The sequence below is a fragment of the Methylobacterium organophilum genome (assembly GCF_022533465.1).
Lineage (GTDB): Bacteria > Pseudomonadota > Alphaproteobacteria > Rhizobiales > Beijerinckiaceae > Methylobacterium > Methylobacterium organophilum.
The window spans coordinates 1,095,441-1,112,325 of the sequence record NZ_CP092848.1 but is presented as its reverse complement, the minus strand read 5'-3'; the positions used below and the strand labels follow the sequence as shown (position 1 = coordinate 1,112,325).

Annotated in this window: 17 protein-coding genes; 11 read left to right on the top strand and 6 right to left on the bottom strand. The window is 71.5% G+C overall.

The features are described from left to right. The first annotated feature begins 30 nt into the window (after positions 1–30). The 3 genes from MMB17_RS05090 to MMB17_RS05080 all read left to right on the top strand — a co-directional run bounded on the left by MMB17_RS05090 (position 31) and on the right by MMB17_RS05080 (position 3,067). Positions 31–1,797: an SLC13 family permease gene (locus MMB17_RS05090; protein WP_241101302.1), complete on the top strand. Its 1,767-nt coding sequence runs from the start codon at positions 31–33 to the stop codon at positions 1,795–1,797. A gap of 75 nt (positions 1,798–1,872) precedes the next feature. Next, positions 1,873–2,505, top strand: coding sequence for a hypothetical protein (locus MMB17_RS05085; RefSeq protein ID WP_373325074.1), 633 nt, complete (start codon positions 1,873–1,875; stop codon positions 2,503–2,505). Between the two features lie 253 nt (positions 2,506–2,758). Next, on the top strand, positions 2,759–3,067 hold the full coding sequence (locus MMB17_RS05080) for a hypothetical protein (protein ID WP_238313758.1): 309 nt from the start codon (positions 2,759–2,761) through the stop codon (positions 3,065–3,067). Between the two features lie 12 nt (positions 3,068–3,079). Here the strand turns inward: MMB17_RS05080 and aroB are convergent, their stop codons facing one another. Together aroB and MMB17_RS05070 are read right to left on the bottom strand one after the other, a co-directional pair. Continuing rightward, complete coding sequence (aroB, locus tag MMB17_RS05075) at positions 3,080–4,198, bottom strand: 3-dehydroquinate synthase (RefSeq protein ID WP_241101301.1); 1,119 nt, start codon at positions 4,196–4,198, stop codon at positions 3,080–3,082. 28 nt (positions 4,199–4,226) lie between these two features. Beyond that, complete coding sequence (locus MMB17_RS05070) at positions 4,227–4,841, bottom strand: shikimate kinase (protein WP_238313761.1); 615 nt, start codon at positions 4,839–4,841, stop codon at positions 4,227–4,229. 158 nt (positions 4,842–4,999) lie between these two features. On the opposite strand from MMB17_RS05070, the gene MMB17_RS05065 reads away from it, so the two are divergent. From MMB17_RS05065 to MMB17_RS05045, 5 genes are all read left to right on the top strand, one after another. Continuing rightward, entirely contained in the window at positions 5,000–5,152 is a 153-nt protein-coding gene (locus tag MMB17_RS05065; protein WP_238313762.1) for a histidine kinase, read from the top strand. Positions 5,153–5,232: 80 nt separating this feature from the next. Further along, the gene (locus MMB17_RS05060; protein ID WP_241102119.1) at positions 5,233–6,126 is read left to right on the top strand and encodes a tyrosine recombinase; all 894 of its coding nucleotides are present in this window, start codon (positions 5,233–5,235) and stop codon (positions 6,124–6,126) included. 101 nt (positions 6,127–6,227) lie between these two features. After that, on the top strand, positions 6,228–7,952 hold the full coding sequence (locus tag MMB17_RS05055; RefSeq protein WP_241102118.1) for a methanol/ethanol family PQQ-dependent dehydrogenase: 1,725 nt from the start codon (positions 6,228–6,230) through the stop codon (positions 7,950–7,952). Between the two features lie 89 nt (positions 7,953–8,041). Further along, positions 8,042–8,797 carry a methyltransferase gene (locus tag MMB17_RS05050; protein ID WP_241101300.1) on the top strand — a complete coding sequence of 252 codons (756 nt, stop codon included), beginning with the start codon at positions 8,042–8,044 and terminating at the stop codon, positions 8,795–8,797. A gap of 132 nt (positions 8,798–8,929) precedes the next feature. Further along, positions 8,930–10,069, top strand: a complete 1,140-nt coding sequence (locus MMB17_RS05045) for a sensor histidine kinase (RefSeq protein ID WP_241101299.1) — start codon at positions 8,930–8,932, stop codon at positions 10,067–10,069. A gap of 71 nt (positions 10,070–10,140) precedes the next feature. On the opposite strand, the gene MMB17_RS05040 is transcribed toward MMB17_RS05045, so the two are convergent. The 4 genes from MMB17_RS05040 to oxlT form a co-directional block, all read right to left on the bottom strand. Then, complete coding sequence (locus MMB17_RS05040; RefSeq protein ID WP_241101298.1) at positions 10,141–11,667, bottom strand: acyl--CoA ligase; 1,527 nt, start codon at positions 11,665–11,667, stop codon at positions 10,141–10,143. Positions 11,668–11,699: 32 nt separating this feature from the next. Next, entirely contained in the window at positions 11,700–12,707 is a 1,008-nt protein-coding gene (locus MMB17_RS05035; RefSeq protein ID WP_241101297.1) for a 2-dehydropantoate 2-reductase, read from the bottom strand. Positions 12,708–12,871: 164 nt separating this feature from the next. Further along, the gene (locus tag MMB17_RS05030) at positions 12,872–13,636 is read right to left on the bottom strand and encodes a fumarylacetoacetate hydrolase family protein (RefSeq protein WP_241101296.1); all 765 of its coding nucleotides are present in this window, start codon (positions 13,634–13,636) and stop codon (positions 12,872–12,874) included. A 4-nt stretch (positions 13,637–13,640) separates the two neighbouring features. After that, on the bottom strand, positions 13,641–14,951 hold the full coding sequence (gene oxlT, locus MMB17_RS05025; protein ID WP_238313772.1) for an oxalate/formate MFS antiporter: 1,311 nt from the start codon (positions 14,949–14,951) through the stop codon (positions 13,641–13,643). Positions 14,952–15,257: 306 nt separating this feature from the next. On the opposite strand from oxlT, the gene MMB17_RS05020 reads away from it, so the two are divergent. The 3 genes from MMB17_RS05020 (at position 15,258) to MMB17_RS05010 (ending at position 16,881) form a co-directional block, all read left to right on the top strand. Next, positions 15,258–15,461, top strand: a complete 204-nt coding sequence (locus tag MMB17_RS05020; protein ID WP_238313774.1) for a CsbD family protein — start codon at positions 15,258–15,260, stop codon at positions 15,459–15,461. A 120-nt stretch (positions 15,462–15,581) separates the two neighbouring features. Continuing rightward, positions 15,582–15,998 (top strand): CsbD family protein, encoded by a 417-nt coding sequence (locus tag MMB17_RS05015; RefSeq protein WP_238313776.1) that lies wholly within the window; start codon positions 15,582–15,584, stop codon positions 15,996–15,998. Positions 15,999–16,107: 109 nt separating this feature from the next. After that, positions 16,108–16,881 carry a creatininase family protein gene (locus MMB17_RS05010; protein ID WP_241101295.1) on the top strand — a complete coding sequence of 258 codons (774 nt, stop codon included), beginning with the start codon at positions 16,108–16,110 and terminating at the stop codon, positions 16,879–16,881. Positions 16,882–16,885 lie beyond the last annotated feature (4 nt).

Here is a 16,885-nt window from a genome sequence, read left to right as displayed (position 1 = left end):
CCTTCCGTCCGTGCCGGCCGCCCCCCGCCGATGACCCTCGACCAGGCCCTCGCCTTCGGCGTGATCGGCGTCACCATCGTCCTGTTCGTCTCGGGGCGGCTCGCCTACGATCTCGTCGCCCTGCTCGCGCTGCTCGCCGGCCTCGTCACCGGCGTGGTGAAGCCGGCCGACGCCTTCAGCGGCTTCTCGGACGACGTGGTGATCATCGTGGCGAGCGCGCTGCTGATCTCGGCGGCGGTCTCCCGCTCCGGCGCCGTCGAGACCGCGATGCGGCCGCTCCTGCCCTATCTGCGCACCCCGGCGAGCCAGGTCCCGGTGCTCTGCGCCGTGGTGATGGCGCTCGCGGCCCTGACCGAGGGGGTCGGCGTGCTCGCCCTGTTCATGCCGGTCGCCCTGCAGCTCGCCCGCCGCACCGGCACCCCGCCGGCCCTGCTCCTGATGCCGATGGCCTTCGCCTCGCTGATCGGCGGGCTGATCACGCTGGTGGGCTCCTCCACCAACGTGGTGCTCTCCAAGGTGCGCGTGGACATCGTGGGCAAGCCCTTCGCGATGTTCGACTTCACCCCCGTGGGCCTGAGCCTCGGGCTGATCTTCCTCCTCTTCGTGAGCCTCGCCTACCGCCTGCTGCCGCGGGACCGGCGCCCGGCCGGGTCGCTCGCCGATGCCATGCGGCTCGCCGCCTACACCACCGAGGCGCGGCTGCCCGCGGCCTCCCCCCTGGTCGGCGCCACGATCCGGGACTTGGAGGCGCTGGCGGAGGGCGGGGTCGTGATCGGGACGGTGATCCGCGAGCGCTTCCGCCGCTACGTGCCGACGCCGGACTGGCGGCTGAGGGACGGCGACATCCTGCTCCTCGAAGGCGAGCCGGAGGATCTGGAGCGCCTCGTCGCCCGCGCCCGGCTGGAGCTGGTGGGCGCGGCCCCCGTGGACGGCCCGGTGGGGGTGGTCGAGGCCGTGGTGCCCGAGGGCTCGCCCCTCGACGGGGTGAAGGCGGGGGCCGCCGATCTGGAGGGCACTCTCGGTGTCGGCCTGATCGCCGTCAGCCGCAGCGGCGCGGCCCTGAGCGGCCGGCTCGCCAGCCGGCGCCTTCGCGCGGGCGACGTCGTCGTCCTGCGCGGGCCCGATGCCCGGATGCCCCACGCCCTCGCCGAGCTGCGCCTGCTGCCGCTGGCCGAGCGCAGCATCGCCCTCGGCCATAGCCGCCGGGGATACCTGCCGATCGCGGTGCTCGGCCTCGCCATGCTGGCCGTCGCCTTCGACCTCGTGCCGGTGGCGATCGCCTTCTTCGCCGCGGCGACCGCCCTGCTGGTGCTGCGGGTGATGACCATGCGCGAGGCCTACGAGACGGTCGACTGGTCGGTGATCGTGCTGATCGGCGCCCTGATCCCCGTGGCGGAGGCGGTGCGCACCACCGGCGGCACCGACCTGATCGCGGCGTCGATGCAGGGCCTCGTGCAGCACCTGCCGCCGGTCGCCACCCTGGCGCTCGTGATGGTGACGGCGATGCTGGTCACGCCCTTCCTCAACAATGCCGCGACCGTGCTCGTGGTGGCGCCGATCGGCGCGAGCCTCGCGGCGCGGCTCGGGCTCGACCCGGATCCCTTCCTGATGGCGGTGGCGGTGGGGGCGACCTGCGATTTCCTCACGCCGGTCGGCAATCCCTCGAATTCGCTGGTGATGGGGCCTGCGGGCTATCGCTTCGGCGACTATGCCCGGCTCGGCCTGCCCCTCGTCGTGCTGATGATCGCGGCCGGCACCGGCCTGATCGCCCTGATCTGGCCGCTCGGAGGACATTGACGGATGCGACGGCTCACCCGCTCCCGCGCCGCTGGCGCTTTCCCTTTCGCGGTGCCTGCCGTATGCCGCAGGGTGATCGTTGCGGCGCAATGCGCGGGTTCCGCACTCCTCGTCTTCGCCTGGCTCGGCGTGCTCCCGGCCGCGTCCGAGGGCGTGGCGAGCCCGGAGGCGCCCCGGACCAGGCCCGAGACCGCACGCTTGATCGAGACCCTGAGCGCAAGGCTGCTCGCCGCCCACAGCGCCACCGCGGTGCTGGAGGCCTGGTGCGCCGAGCGCGGCCTCGCCGACGACCCGCGCATCGTCGCCGTGCGGGTGCCCGGCATCGACAAGGCGCCCTCGCCGGAGCAGCGGGCGCGCCTTTCGGTCGGGCCGGACGAGCCGGTGCGCTACCGCCGGGTCCGGCTGACCTGCGGCCCCTACGTCCTCTCGGAGGCCGACAACTGGTACGTGCCGGGCCGCCTCACCCCGGCGATGAACGCGATGCTCGACGGGACGCAGACGCCCTTCGGCCGGGTCGTCCGGCCCCTGGCGCCGACCCGGCGCAACCTGTCCCTGCGCATGCTCTGGAGCCCGGGCCGCGAGGCCGTCCCGGCCGCCGACGAACCGCTCTTCGCCGTGGAGGCGGTGCTCTCCACGGGCGAGGGTCTGGCCTTCTGCGAGGTGGCGGAGACCTATACCGGCGCCGTGCTCGCCCAGGTCCGGCGCTGACGGGCGCGCCCGGGCCGGATCCGAGGAGGTTCCGCGGGACGCTTCGATCGCGCGGGCGCGGTCTACCCGGGCGTCGAAGCGCGGGTTGGCCCGTGGGTTGGCCCGTGGGTTGGCCATGGTGCTCGACAGGTTCTCGATGGAGCGGCCGGGCCGTCGCCGGGCCCTTCGTTCGCCCCGAAAGACCGGGGCGGGGGCGGGATGGACGCCGGGTGCCGGCGGGGCTATCCGGAAGGGCGCCCCACGGGACCTGCCCATGAAAGCCCTGCTTCCCCTGCTCGGACTGCTCGCCGCCACCGGGGCCGTCGCCCAGGAGACCGTCCGCGACGGGCGCCCCTTCACCCCGGCCCTGAGCTGCGCCGCCGTGAAGCGGATCGTGGCCGAGCGCGGCCACGCGGTCCTGGCCACGAGCCCCAACGCCTACGAGACGGTTCATCTCGAGAGCGGGGCCTGCCGGGAGGAGGTCACGGCGGCGCCGGCCTTCGAGCCGACCCTGGACGATCCGAACTGCTTCGCGGGCTGGCGCTGCCGCCAGCGCGACAACGACGGCACCGGGGTCCGCTGACGGCGAGGTCCCTCAGCCGGCGGCCAGCTCGTCCTCCAGGAAGGCGCGGACATCCGCCGCCTCGATGCCGGGGGCGATGAAGCTCCGGCCGATGCCGTGGGCGAGGATGAAGGTCAGGCGCCCGTCGCGTACCTTCTTGTCCTGGGCCATGGCGTCGAGCAGGGCCTCCGCGTCGCCGCAGCCGCCGGGCACCGCCTGCAGGCGCGTCGGCAGGCCGGCGAGCGCGAGGTGGTTGGCGACGCGGCCGGCATCCTGGCCGGGGCAGAGCCCGAGCCGGGCCGAGAAGCGGAAGGCGAGGGCCAGCCCGATCCCGACCGCCTCGCCATGCACCAGGCGGGCGGACTCGTAGCCGGTCAGGCGCTCCAGGGCATGGGCGAAGGTGTGGCCGAGATTGAGCAGGGCCCGCTCGCCGTCCTCGCGCTCGTCGCGCACCACCACGCCGGCCTTGGCCCGGCAGCAGATCGCCACCGCCTCGTCCCGCTCCGGGCCGCCGGCGAAGATCCCCGGCCAGTGGGCCTCGCACCATTCGAAGAAGGCCGCCTCGTTGATGAGGCCGTACTTCACCACCTCGGCATAGCCCGCCCGCATCTCCCGGGAGGAGAGCGTGTCGAGGGTGGCGGTGTCGGCGAGCACCAGGCGCGGCTGGTGGAAGGCGCCGATCAGGTTCTTGCCGAGGGGCGCGTTGATCCCGGTCTTGCCGCCGACGGAGGAATCGACCTGCGCCAACAGGGTGGTCGGCGCCTGCACGAAGCGCACGCCCCGGCGCAGCACGGCGGCCGCGAAGCCCGCGAGATCGCCGACCACGCCGCCGCCCAGCGCCACGACGAGGTCGTTGCGCTCGATCCTCTCCGCGAGCAGCCCGTCGCAGACCTGGGCGAAGGTGGCGTAGCTCTTCGAAGCCTCCCCCGGCGCGACGCAGACGATGCCCGCCCGCAGGCCGGCCGCCTCGAGGCTGGTGCGCACGCGCTGGGCGTAGAGCCCGGCCACGGTCTCGTCGGTGACGATCGCCGCCGCCCGGCCGCCCAGGGCCTTCACCCGGGCGCCGGCCTCGTCGAGGATGCCGCGCCCGATCAGGATGTCGTAGTCGCGGCCCCCGTCCAGGGGCACATGGACCGTTCTCTCGCCGCTCATCGTCGCCTGGCTCATTCGCGTCCCCGGCTCACTGCGCCGCCACGCCCTGGATCGGAGGCGGGTGGAGGAACCCGTCGATGGCTTCCATCACATCCTGGACCACGCGGTCGTGCGAGACGTCACGGGACATCACCATGATGTCGGCCTGGGCGTAGACCGGATGCCGCACCTCCATGAGCTGCCGCATCGTCTCCTCCGGATCCTCGGTCTGGAGCAGGGGGCGGGTGCCGCGCTTGCGCACCCGGCGCATCAGCACGTCGAGCTCCGCCTTGAGCCAGACCGAAACCCCGTCCGCGGCGATGCGGGTGCGGGTGGTCTCGCGCATGAAGGCGCCCCCGCCCGTGGCGAGCACCATCGGCCCCTCGCGCAGCAGCCGCGCGATCACCCGCTCCTCGCCCTCGCGGAAGCTCGCCTCGCCGTAGATCGCGAAGATGTCGGCGATGGTGAGGTTGGCCGCGGCCTCGATCTCGTGGTCGGCATCCTTGAACATCAGCCCGAGCCGGCTCGCGAGCCGGCGCCCGACCGTGCTCTTCCCGGCGCCCATGAGACCGACGAGCACGATCGACCGGGCCCCGAGGCCACGGCGCAATCGCGCTTCGATCGGTTCGCCGGGCGGCTCCGCCGGCGGTTCGGTCAAGGTCATGCGGGGGTCATAGACGGTTTTTCCGGGCGGGCGAAGCACCTGCTTGATCCGGCTTCGCGGAGCCTGTGGCCTTCCGGGCCTTGCCTTCGCCGTTGCCCCGTGGGATCGGAAAACCGGCCCCGCAGCGCGACTTGCCGTGCGCCCGGAGAGGTTGCCCTTTGCCCACGCTGTTCCGCTTCCTCGCCACGATCGCCATCCTGGCCGGACTGGTTTTCGCGGGCATGTTCGCCCTCGCCACCTTCGTGACGCCGACCCCGCGGGAGATGAGCGTGACCATCCCCGCCTCGAAGCTGCAGCCGGGGGCGAAGTGAGCCGCGCCCCCTCTCCGGCCACCGGAAAGGGACAGGGGGCGCACGCGACGCAAGAGGACACGGCGGCCCTCTTCCTCGACATGCTGGCGGCCGAGCGGGGCGCCGCGGGCAACACGCTCGCCGCCTATCGGCGCGACCTCGACGACTACCTCGCCCATCTCGAGGCGGCGGGCACCTCCCCGGAGGAGGCGGAGCCCGAGCAGGTCCGCGCCTATCTCGCGGGGCTGGAGACGCGCGGCCTGAAGGCCTCCTCCGCCGCCCGCCGGCTCTCCTGCATCCGCGGCTTCCACAAGTTCCTCTACGCCGAGGGCCATGCCGAGGGCGATCCGACCGCCCCGGTCTCCGGCCCGCGCCGGGCCACGGGCCTGCCCAAGGTCCTGTCGGTGGCCGAGGTCGACGCGCTGCTGGCCTGCGCCCGGGAGCGGGCCGAGCAGGCCGGGCCGCCCGGCGAGCGCGCCCGGGCTCTGCGCCTGCTCTGCCTGCTGGAACTGCTCTACGCCACCGGCCTGCGCGTCTCCGAGCTGATCGCGCTGCCCCGCTCGGCGGCCGCGACCCGGGAGCGGCATCTCGTGGTCAAGGGAAAGGGCGGCCGCGAGCGCCTGGTGCCGCTCACCGAGATCGCCCGGGCGACGATGCGGAGCCATCTCGCCCATCTGCCGGGGGACGGCCCCTGGCTGTTTCCCGCCGACAGCGAGAGCGGCCATCTCACCCGGCAGGCCTTCGCCCGCGACCTGAAGGTCGCCGGCGCCGCGGCCGGCATCCGCGCCGACCGCATCAGCCCCCACGTCCTGCGCCACGCCTTCGCGAGCCATCTCCTGCAGAACGGCGCCGACCTGCGCATCGTGCAGGAGCTCCTGGGGCACGCCGACATCTCGACGACCCAGATCTATACCCACGTCCTCGACGCCCGGCTGAAGGGCATGGTGCGCGACCTGCACCCGCTCAACGACGCGCCGGACGAACCAAGTCCCTGAAGAAACGGTTTGGTTTCTTGCTAAAACTATCTCTTTTGCCGGCTTTTCTTCTGCTCTGGCCCCTGGCCGCCGGTGCGGCGGGGCAGGGGGGCGAGAGCGATCTGGCGCGGCGTCTCGCCGATCCCGGGCAGCAGGTGCTGCAGACCCTCGACTATGCCAACACCCGCTATTCCAGGCTCGACCAGATCACCCCGGAGAATGTCGGGCGGCTCAGGGTCGCCTGGACCTACTCGACCGGCGTGCTGCGCGGCCACGAGGGCGCGCCCCTCGTCGTGGGCAACGTCATGTATGTCCACACCCCCTTTCCCAACACGGTGACGGCGCTCGACCTCGACCATGACGGGCGGATCCTGTGGCGCTACGAGCCGCGGCAGGACGCGAACGTCGTCGCGGTGATGTGCTGCGACACGGTCAACCGCGGGCTCGCCTATGCCGACGGCGCCATCCTGCTGCACCAAGCGGACACCACCCTGGTCTCGCTCGACGCCCGGACCGGCGCGGTCAACTGGTCGGTCAAGAACGGCGATCCGTCCAAGGGCGAGACCAACACCGCCACCGTGCTCCCGGTGAAGGACAAGGTCATCGTCGGCATCGCGGGCGGCGAATACGGTGCCCGCTGCCACGTCACCGCCTACAGCCTGAAGGACGGCAAGCGCCTCTGGCGCGCCTATGCCACCGGGCCGGATGCCGACCTCCTGGTCGATCCCGAGACGACCACCGCCCTCGGCAAGCCGATCGGCAAGGATTCCTCGCTCAAGAGCTGGGACGGCGACCAGTGGACGATCGGCGGCGGCTGCAGCTGGGGCTGGTTCTCCTACGACCCGGAGCTGAACCTGGTCTATTACGGCACCGGCAATCCCTCGACCTGGAACCCGGCCCAGCGCCCGGGCGACAACAAATGGGCGATGACGATCGTCGCCCGCGACCCCGACACCGGCCTAGCCCGCTGGCTCTACCAGATGACGCCCCACGACCAGTGGGACTATGACGGCGTCAACGAGATGATCCTCACCGACCAGACTGTCGGGGGACGCGACCGCAAGCTCCTCACCCATTTCGACCGCAACGGCTTCGGCTACACCCTCGACCGGGCCACGGGCGAACTGATCACGGCCGAAAAATTCGATCCGAGCGTGAACTGGGCCACGCGGATCGAGACGGATCCGAAGGCTCCGGATTACGGCCGCCCGGTCCTCGACAAGCGCTACGCGACGGAGGCGGCAGGCGAGGACGAGGTGACCAAGGGCATCTGCCCGGCCGCCCTCGGCGCCAAGAACGAGCAGCCGGCCGCCTTCTCGCCGAAGACCGGCCTGTTCTACGTGCCGACCAACCACATCTGCATGGATTACGAGGCGTTCCACGTCTCCTTCACGCCGGGCCAGCCCTATGTCGGGGCGACCCTGACGCTGATGCCGCCGCCGGGCACCGAGCGCACGGGCAACCTCGTCGCCTGGGACAACGTCGCGGGCCGGATCGTCTGGTCGCTGCCCGAGCCCTTCTCGGTCTGGTCGGGCACCCTCGCCACCGCCGGCGGCGTCGTCTTCTACGGGACGCTGGAAGGCTGGCTGAAGGCGGTCGATGCCGGCACGGGCAAGGAACTCTACCGCTTCAAGACGCCGTCGGGCATCGTCGGCAACCCGATGACCTTCTTGCACGGCGGCAAGCAATACGTGGCGGTGCTCTCCGGCGTGGGCGGCTGGGCCGGCATCGGCCTCGCCGCGGGCCTGACCGATCCCGCGGACGGCTCCGGCGCGGTCGGCGGCTATGCCGCACTGTCGCGCTACACGGCGCCGGGCGGCCAGCTCACGGTCTTCGCCCTGCCGTGACGGCCGGGGCCCTCCCGTCCGGGATGCTTGAGGCGCGCGCGCGGCCGGTCTATCCGGTCCTGGCACGGAGAGCAGGTCCTGTCGTCGGCATGACAGCGTGGAAATCCGCGGTCGCGCGCGCCTTCGACGGGGCGGCGGCCTATGACGGCTCGGCGCGGGTGCAGGCGCTCGTCGCGCGCGCCCTCGCCGAGGCGGTCGCGGCGCGCAAGCCCGCTGCCGCCAGCGTGCTCGAGATCGGCTGCGGCACCGGCCTGCTCACGGCGGCGCTCCTGCCCCGCCTCGCCCACGAATCCTGGCTCGCCACCGACATCGCCCCGGCCATGATCGGCCGCTGCCGGGCACGGCTCGGCGCGGTTCCGGGCCTGTGCCATGCCGTCATGGACGGCGAGCGTCCGGCGCTTGCCCCCGGCTTCGACCTCGTGGTGTCGAGCCTGGCCGCGCAATGGTTCCTCGATCAGCCCGCCGCCTTCCGGGGGCTCGCCGGCCTGCTGCGGCCGGACGGCCTCCTGGCGGTCGCGACCCTGGTCGAGGGCACCTTCGCCGAGTGGCGGGCGGCGCACGAGGCCCTCGGCCTGCCCTGTGCCACCCCCCGCTTCCCCCCCGCCGAAGCCCTGGCCGGGCTTGCGATCGAGGGCTGCACCACCGACCTCACCCTCGAGCGCGTGGGCGAGCGCCACGCGGACGGCACCGCCTTCCTGCAGGCCTTGCGGGCGATCGGCGCCCAGACCGGGCGGTCGGCGCCCCTCTCGCCCGGAGCGCTCCGGCGGGTCCTGCGTCGGTTCGAGGCGCAGGGCGCGTCCGTCACCTACGCGGTCGCCACCCTGCTGGTGCGCCGCGCCGGCTGAGGGAGGCTCTGTGCGCGTTCGGCGACGATCGGAGAATCCGGCCGTTTTCCGGCCACATCGCCGCCCATCTCTCTTGCGAGGGGGCCGGCTTCCGCCCTTGATGCCCTTACCCGTGGTCCGGAGCGATCCTCGATGACCGCCCTCTCCCCGTCGGCGCTGGAGATGCGCCTGCGGCAGCAGGCCCTGTTGTCCGATTTCGGCCTGGAGGCCCTGCGCGCGACCGAGCTCCTGCCCCTGCTCCAGAAGGCGACCGAGCTCTGCGCCGAGGGCATGAACGCGCAGTTCTGCAAGGCGCTCGAATATCAGGCGGCCCAGGACCTCCTGCTCGTCTGCGCCGGCATCGGCTGGAGCCCGGACGTGATCGGCAAGGCGACGATCGGGGCCGATCTGGCCTCGCCCGCCGGCTTCGCCCTCAAGACCGGCCGCCCGGTCATCTCGAATCACCTGCAGGGCGAGACCCGCTTCCGGACCCCGTCGCTGATGGCCGCCCACGGCATCCGGCGGGCGATCAACGTGCTCATCACCAATGCCGACGGCCATTACGGCGTGCTGGAGGTGGACGACACCCGCGAGGGCATGTTCGAGGAGGCCGACGTCGCCTTCATGCAGGGCTTCGCCAACCTGCTCGGCGGCGCGATCGAGCGCCTGCGGGCCGAGGCGCGCCTCAAGGCGGCGCTGGAGCGGCAGGACCTGCTCGGCCGCGAGATGAGCCACCGGGTCAAGAACAGCCTCGCCGTGGTCGCCGGGCTGCTCGCGCTGCAGGCGCGGGGCTCGGACAACAAGGACGTCCAGAACGCCCTGGCCGATGCCCGCACCCGGGTCGAGGCGGTGGCGCAGGTCCATGACCAGCTCTGGCGCCAGCCGGACGTGACGCGCTTCGACCTCTGCGACTTCCTGGAATCGCTCTGCGCCAAGCTGCAGGAGAGCGCCGGCCCGCACCGGCTCGTCTGCCGGGCGCAGGCCCTCTCTCTTCCCGCGGATCTCGCGATCCCCCTCGGCCTGTTCGTGAACGAGCTCGTCACCAACGCGATCAAGTACGCCTATGGCGAGGGCGCGGGCGAGATCCGCATCGAGGCGAGCGCGCCGGCGGAGGGCGGCCTGACCATCGCCGTCTCCGACGACGGGATCGGCCTGCCGGAGGGGTTCGAGCCCGCCAAGGCGAGGGCGAGCCTCGGCATGCGGGTCATCGTCAACCTCGCCCGGCAGCTCAACGGCACCCTCGCGGTCGTTCCGGGGAAGGGCGCCCGCTTCGAGCTGCGCATGGCCCCTTAGGGGCGGGGCGGAGGGTTCGTTTCGGCCGCTCCCTCGAACCCGCGGGGGTTCGAGGGAGCGAAGGGGCCGGATCAGGCGAGCCCGAGCTTCTGGGCGAGGCCGATGCGCTGGAGCTTGCCGGTGGCGCCCTTCGGGATCTCGTCGAGGATCAGGATCTTGGCGGGCACCTTGAAGGCGGCGAGCCGCTCCGAGGCGAAGCCGCGGATGTCCTTCTCCAGCGCCTCGACGCCCTCGCGCAGCACGATCGCGGCGGCGACGTCCTCGCCGAGCTTGTCGTGCGGCATGGCGAAGGTCACGCATTGCGACACGGCCGGATGGTCCATCAGGATCTCGTCCACCTCCCGCGGCGAGATCTTCTCGCCGCCGCGGTTGATGATCTCCTTCAGGCGGCCGGTGATGGTGAGGTAGCCCTCCGGGCTGAGCACGCCCTGATCGCCGGTGCGGAACCAGCCCTGCTTGGTGAAGGCGTCCGCATTGGCCTTCTCGTTGTTCTCGTAGCCCGCCATCACGTTGTCGCCGCGGATCACGATCTCGCCGGGCTCGCCGGCGGGCAGGGGCTCGCCGTCGAGGTCGACCACCGCGATCTCCGGGCCGGCCGCGAGACCGACGCAGCCGGCATAGTGGGGCTTCGGCGGCAGCGGGTTCGAGGCCATCTGGTGCGAGGCCTCGGTCATGCCGTAGGCCTCGATCACCGGGGCGCCGAAGGCCTCCTCCAGTTCCTTGAGCACCTGCGGCGGCAGGGAGGAGGAGGAGGAGCGGATGAAGCGCAGCTTCGTCGCCTCGATCACCTCGCGGTTGCGCGAGGCGCGGCCCAGGATCGCCTGGTGCATGGTCGGCACGGCCGTGTACCAGGTCGGCTTCACCTCCGACATCCAGGCGAAGAACTTGAGGGCGTTGAAGCCCGGGGTGCAGGAGACCTGGCCCCCCGCCGAGAGCGGCGCGAGGATGCCGGCGATCAGGCCGTGGATGTGGAACAGCGGCATGATGTTCAGGCCGCGATCCTCGGCGGTGAAGGCCAGGGTCTGCCGGATATTGCGGGCCGAGGCGCAGACGTTCGACTGCTTGAGCGGCACGATCTTCGGGCGGGAGGTCGTGCCCGAGGTGTGCAGCACGAGGGCGAGGTCGTCGGCCGCGGCCGGGCCGCCCTGCGCCGGGGCGCCGGCGCCCGCGCCGGCAAACGACAGGGTGAAGCTGCCCGCGCCCTGGTCCGGCGTCGGGGTCAGGCGGGCCACCGGCACGCCGAGCTTCTGCGCCACGCCGACGGCCGGGGATTCCTCGCCGTCGAGGGCGACCAGGAGCTTCGCCCGGAGGTCGCTCATGTAGAACTCGAACTCGTCCGCCTTGTAGGACGGGTTCAGGGGCGCCGAGGTGGTGCCGGCGGCGATCGCGATGAAGGCCGCGGCCATTTCCGGCCCGTTGGGGAGCACGATGGCGACGCGGTCGCCGCGCCCGATGCCCTGGGCGTTCAGGTCGGCGATGGTGCGGTCCGTCAGGGCGCGCAGCTGGCCGAAGGTGAGCGGCACGCCGCCGGGGCTCGACAGGGCCGTGGCGTCGTCGGCGCCGGTCTTGATCAGGTCGAGAAGGGTGGTTGCGGCCACGACGGCCTCCTTGAGCAAGGGATGAGAAGGGGTCAGGCGGGCTGGATCGCGAGGCGGCCCTGGGCCTTGTCGAGGCTCTGGGCGAGAAGCCGCATCAGCGAGAAGACGCTGTCGATATGCGGGGTCGGCGTGTTGGTGAGGCGGCCGAGCTCGATCACCGAGCCGACCAGCGCCTCCAGCTCGATCGGCCGTCCGGCCTCGACGTCCTGCAGCATCGAGGTCTTGTGCGCGCCGACCTTCTCGGCACCGGCGATGCGCTTCTCGATGCCGAGGCGGAAGGTGACGCCCAGGGTGTTCGCGATGGTCTCGGCCTCGCGCATCATCTCCGCGGCGAGGGCGCGGCTGTCGGGGAAGCGGCAGATCTCCTCCAGCGTCGCGTGGGTCAGGGCGGAGATCGGGTTGAAGCTGAGATTGCCCCAGAGCTTGAGCCAGATCTCGGCGCGGATATCCGTCGTCACCGGCGCGCGGAAGCCGGCCTTGCCGAGGCGCTGCGACAGCGCCAGCACCCGCTCGGACTTCGAGCCGTCGAGTTCGCCCAGCCCGAAGCGGTTGCCCTCGATCACCTTCACGGTGCCGGGATCCGTCAGCACGGTCGCGGGATAGACCACGCTGCCGATGACGTGCTTCGGGTCGAGGTTGTCGGCGATCAGGCCGCCGGGATCGGCGCTCTCCAGGCGGGTGCCGGCATAGCTGCCGCCATGGCCGCCGAGGAAGTACCACCACGGGATTCCGTTCTGCATCGTCACGACCACGGTGTCGGGGCCGATCAGGTGCTTGAGGTCGGCGGCGATGGGGCCGACCTGATGCGCCTTGACGGTGAGCAGCACCACCTCGTGCGGGCCCGCCTCCTCCATGGAGCGCGTCGCCTTCACGTTGCGGGCGTGGATTTCCCGCCCGTCCTCCTCGATCAGCCGCATGCCGTTCTCGGCGATGGCGGCCGCGTTGGAGCGGGCGATGAAGGTGATGTCCTCGCCGGCTTCCGCCAGCCTCACGCCGAGATAGCCGCCGATGGCGCCTGCGCCGACGATCGCGATGCTCATGATCCGTGTCCGCTTCTCAAACCGTGTCAGCTCTTGAACTGCGGATCCCGGGCAGAGGTGCCCGGGCTCCCTGTCGTCGCCCGGCGGGTCGGCAGGGCGCATTCTTCATTCAATCCCGCGGCGCACAGTTCCGCCCCGCGGGCCGTCCCGTTCAACCCCGACTTTCAGACGAAGGTGTTGGTGAGGATGCCGATCCCGTCGATCGCGACCTCGACGGTCGCGCCCTTCGGGATCGGGCCGGAGCCGATCGAGGTGCCGCAGGCGATCACGTCCCCGGGCTCGAGGGTCATGCCCTGGGAGAGCATCGAGACGAGCCGGGCCGCGGGGAAGATCATGTCCGACACCGGGTAGTTCTGCCGTTCGCGCCCGTTGACCAGGGTGCGCACGGTCAGCGTGGCGGGGTCGAGACCGGTGGCGATCACCGGGCCGAAGGGGCCGAAGCCGTCGAGTCCCTTGGAACGGCACCACTGGGCGAAGCTCGGATCCGCCTTGAGGATGGGCAGGGCGGTGACGTCGTTCACGCAGGTATAGCCGAAGATATGCGCGGCGGCCTCCGCCTCCGTCACGTCGCGGGCGGCCTTGCCGATCACGATGCCGAGCTCGCCCTCGTAGAGCGCCCGGCCCGTGGCCTCCGGCACGGGGATGGCGGCGCCGGAGGCGGCGTAGCTGTTGGCGGGCTTGAGCAGGAACAGGGGCGCCTCGGGGATCGCCAGTTCCTGCTTCTCCGCCATCGCCCGGAAGTTGTTCCAGAGCGCGATGAACTTGGAGGGCCGGCAGGGCAGGCCGACGGTCACCTCGGCGAGATCGAGGACGGTGCCGGTCTGCACGGGCGTGCCGAACAGGTCGCCCTCGTGCACCGCGATCCGCCTGCCGTCGAGGCGGCCGAACCCGGCCGCCCCGTCCCGTGTGAAGCCGATCCAGTGGGCCATGGCGTCAGCGGCTCCGCGCGATGAAGCGGGCGCGCATCGGCTTGAGCACGAACATCGCCAGGAAGCCCGCCACGAACGCCATGGCCGAGGCGAGGTAGAACACGTTCTGCCAGGAGCTGGTGACGGTCTGGATGTAGAGGAACAGCGGCAGCATCAGCGAGGCCGTGCCCTTGGCGGTGTAGAGCAGGCCCGCATTGGCGGTGGCGTTCTTGTCGCCGTAGGTGTCGGCGCAGGTCGAGGGGAACAGCGAGTAGATCTCGCCCCAGGCGAAGAACACGAGGCCGGTGAGCAGCACGAAGGCCATCGGCGAATGGGCGAACATGCCCAGCGCCAGGATGCCCGCGCCCTCGATCATGAAGGCGAGGAACATGGTGTTCTCGCGCCCGATCCGGTCCGAGATCCAGCCGAAGACGGGCCGCGTGACGCCGTTGAGCACCCGGTCGATGGTCAGCGCGAAGGTGAGCGCCGGCAGGGTCAGGCCGAGGAGCGAGACGGGGATCGTGTCGACGTGGAAGTCCTTGGCGATGGGCGCGAGCGAGGCGGTCGCCATCAGGCCGCCGGCGGCCATCATCACGAACATCGCGTACATCAGCCAGAAGACCGGCGTGCGCACCATCTCGGCGGAGGAGTACTGGCGGCGCGTGGTGGCGTTGGGGGTCGCGCGGCCGGCCAGCATCCGGTCCTTGTAGGCGGCGCTCGGCGAGGAGAGCAGCAGGGCGGCGACCATCACGACGATGCCCTGGCCGAGGCCGAACATCAGGAAGGTGTGCTCGTAGCCGCTGTCGCGGATCATCGCGGCGATCGGGATGACGGTGAGCGCCGAGCCCGCTCCGAAGCCCGCGGCCGTGAGGCCGGCGGCCAGGCCGCGGCGGTCCGGGAACCACTTGAGCGCGTTGCCGACGCAGGTGCCGTAGACCGCGCCCGCGCCGATGCCGCTGACGGCGGCGGCGAGGTACAGGAACCACAGCGAATCCGCGACCGAGTTCATCGCCCAGCCGATGGCGCAGAGCGCGCCGCCGAACAGCGTCACGATCTTCGGGCCGTAGCGGTCGACGAACCAGCCCTCGATCGGCACGAGCCAGGTCTCGGTGAGGACGAAGATCGTGAAGGCGACCTGGATCGCCGGCTTGCCCCACTGGTACTTGTCGTTGATCGGGTTGACGAACAGCGTCCAGCCGTACTGCAGGTTCGCGATCATCGACATGCAGAGCACGCCGAGGACGAGCTGGCCCCAGCGGCCGAAGATCGGCGCATCCGCCTTCGCGCCGGCGAGGGCGGTCGTACCGGGAAGGGGATCGGCGGCGTGCACGGCCATGGGCGCGTCCTCGGTCTTTAAATCTTTTTGGGATTATCGGTTCTAGACATACGAATTTTGAATTCAACAACCTTCGCCGCCATTTGGCTGAAAGGCTTCCGCAAAATATTTGGCCGGATGCCGCAAAAAATTTGAACGGCGCTGCCGCAGCGGCGGGAGAACCCAGCGTCCCGGGGCAGCCTCGCCAAGCGTTCACGAAACCATCATCGCATCGTCGACGATGGAACAATCCGATGAACCACACCGTTCAGCTTCGCCGATCGCGTCCAAGACCGGATGCGACATCGAAATGAACGGAGTGATCCGATGAGCAGCACCACTGACAAGATCAAGGGCGTCGCCAACGAGGCCGCCGGTTCCGTGAAGCAGAGCGTCGGCAAGGTGACCGGCAACGAGAAGCTTCAGGCCGAGGGCAAGGCCCAGGAGCTGAAGGGCAAGACCCAGAAGACCGTCGGCGATGCCAAGCAGGGCGTGAAGAACGCCGCCGACGCGGTCAAGAAGAGCCTCTGAGCCGCACCGGTTCGGGCCGCGCGGACGCGACGCCCGAGCAGCCGATGCGAACTCAGGATTCCGGAGCGGCGGGCCTGCCCGGCCCTCCGCTCCGGCCCCCAGACGACGAACGAGGACGGCATGAACAGGGACCGTATCGAAGGCGGGATCCGTCACATTCGCGGCCGCGGCAAGACGGCGCTCGGCGCGGTCGCCGGCAATGCGGGCCGCCAGCTCGAAGGCGCGTACGATCAGGTGGCGGGCGCGGCGCAGCACGCCTATGGCGACGCCCGCGAACGCGTCGAGGAATGGCAGCGGGAAGGCCGTCACTTTGTCGACGAGGCGGTCGAGCGGGGCCGCGACCTGCGCGAGGAGGCCTATGACCGGGGCCGTGCCCTGCGGGACGACGCCTATGAGCGCGGCCGCCATTACCGCAAGGAAGCCAGCCGCCGCGGCCGGGCGCTCGCCCACCGCGCCGAGGAGAACAAGGCGGCGACGGTCCTTCTCGTCGCGGCCGGCGCCTTCAGCCTGGGCTGGCTGCTGAGCCGCCGCCGCTGAACGCGAAAAGACGGGCCCCGCCGAGCCGCCATGGCGGCAGGGGGGCTTGACGCGTGGGGCGTGCGGCCGGTCTGCGTAGCGGGGCTGTCACGCCACCACGGAGACGACGATGCCGGCACGGGCCTGGGCCGACCTGACGACGCGGGATGTGTCCACCCGCGACATGAGCCGGGCGATCGCGGTGCTGCCCGTCGCCGCCGTCGAGCAGCACGGGCCGCATCTGCCCCTCGGCACGGACACCCTTATCGCCGAGGGCTATCTCGCCCGCGTGACCGCCCTCGTGTCGGCCGAGCAGGACGTGCTGATCCTGCCGGTCCAGGCGGTCGGCAAGTCGGACGAGCACGATTCCTTCCCCGGCACTCTCACCCTGACCGCCGAGACCGCCCTCGCGGCCTGGACGGGATTGGGGGAGGGGGTGCTCAGGGCCGGCTGCCGCAAGCTGGTGATCGTCTCCTCGCACGGGGGCAACAGCGCGCTGATCGACCTCGTGGCCGGAAGCCTGCGGGCGCGCGGCATGGTCGCGGTCACCACCTCCTGGAGCCGGCTCGGCGTGCCGGAGGGGCTGTTCCCGCCACAGGAGGTGCGCCACGGCATCCATGCCGGCGGCATCGAGACGGCGCTGATGCTGGCGCTCCGGCCCGATCTGGTGCGTCAGGAGGCGATCGCGGATTTCGTGCCGCGCACCCGGGCGATGGAGCAGGACTTCGCCCTGCTGCGGGCCGGGCGGCCGGCGGCCTTCGCCTGGAAGGCGGAGGATCTGCATCCTTCGGGCGCCATCGGGGACGCGACCCTGGGCAGCGCGGAAGCCGGCGAACGGCTCCTCGACCACGGCGCGCGGCTCTTCGTGGATCTCCTGGCCGAGGTCGACCGCTTCCGTCTCTGAGGCC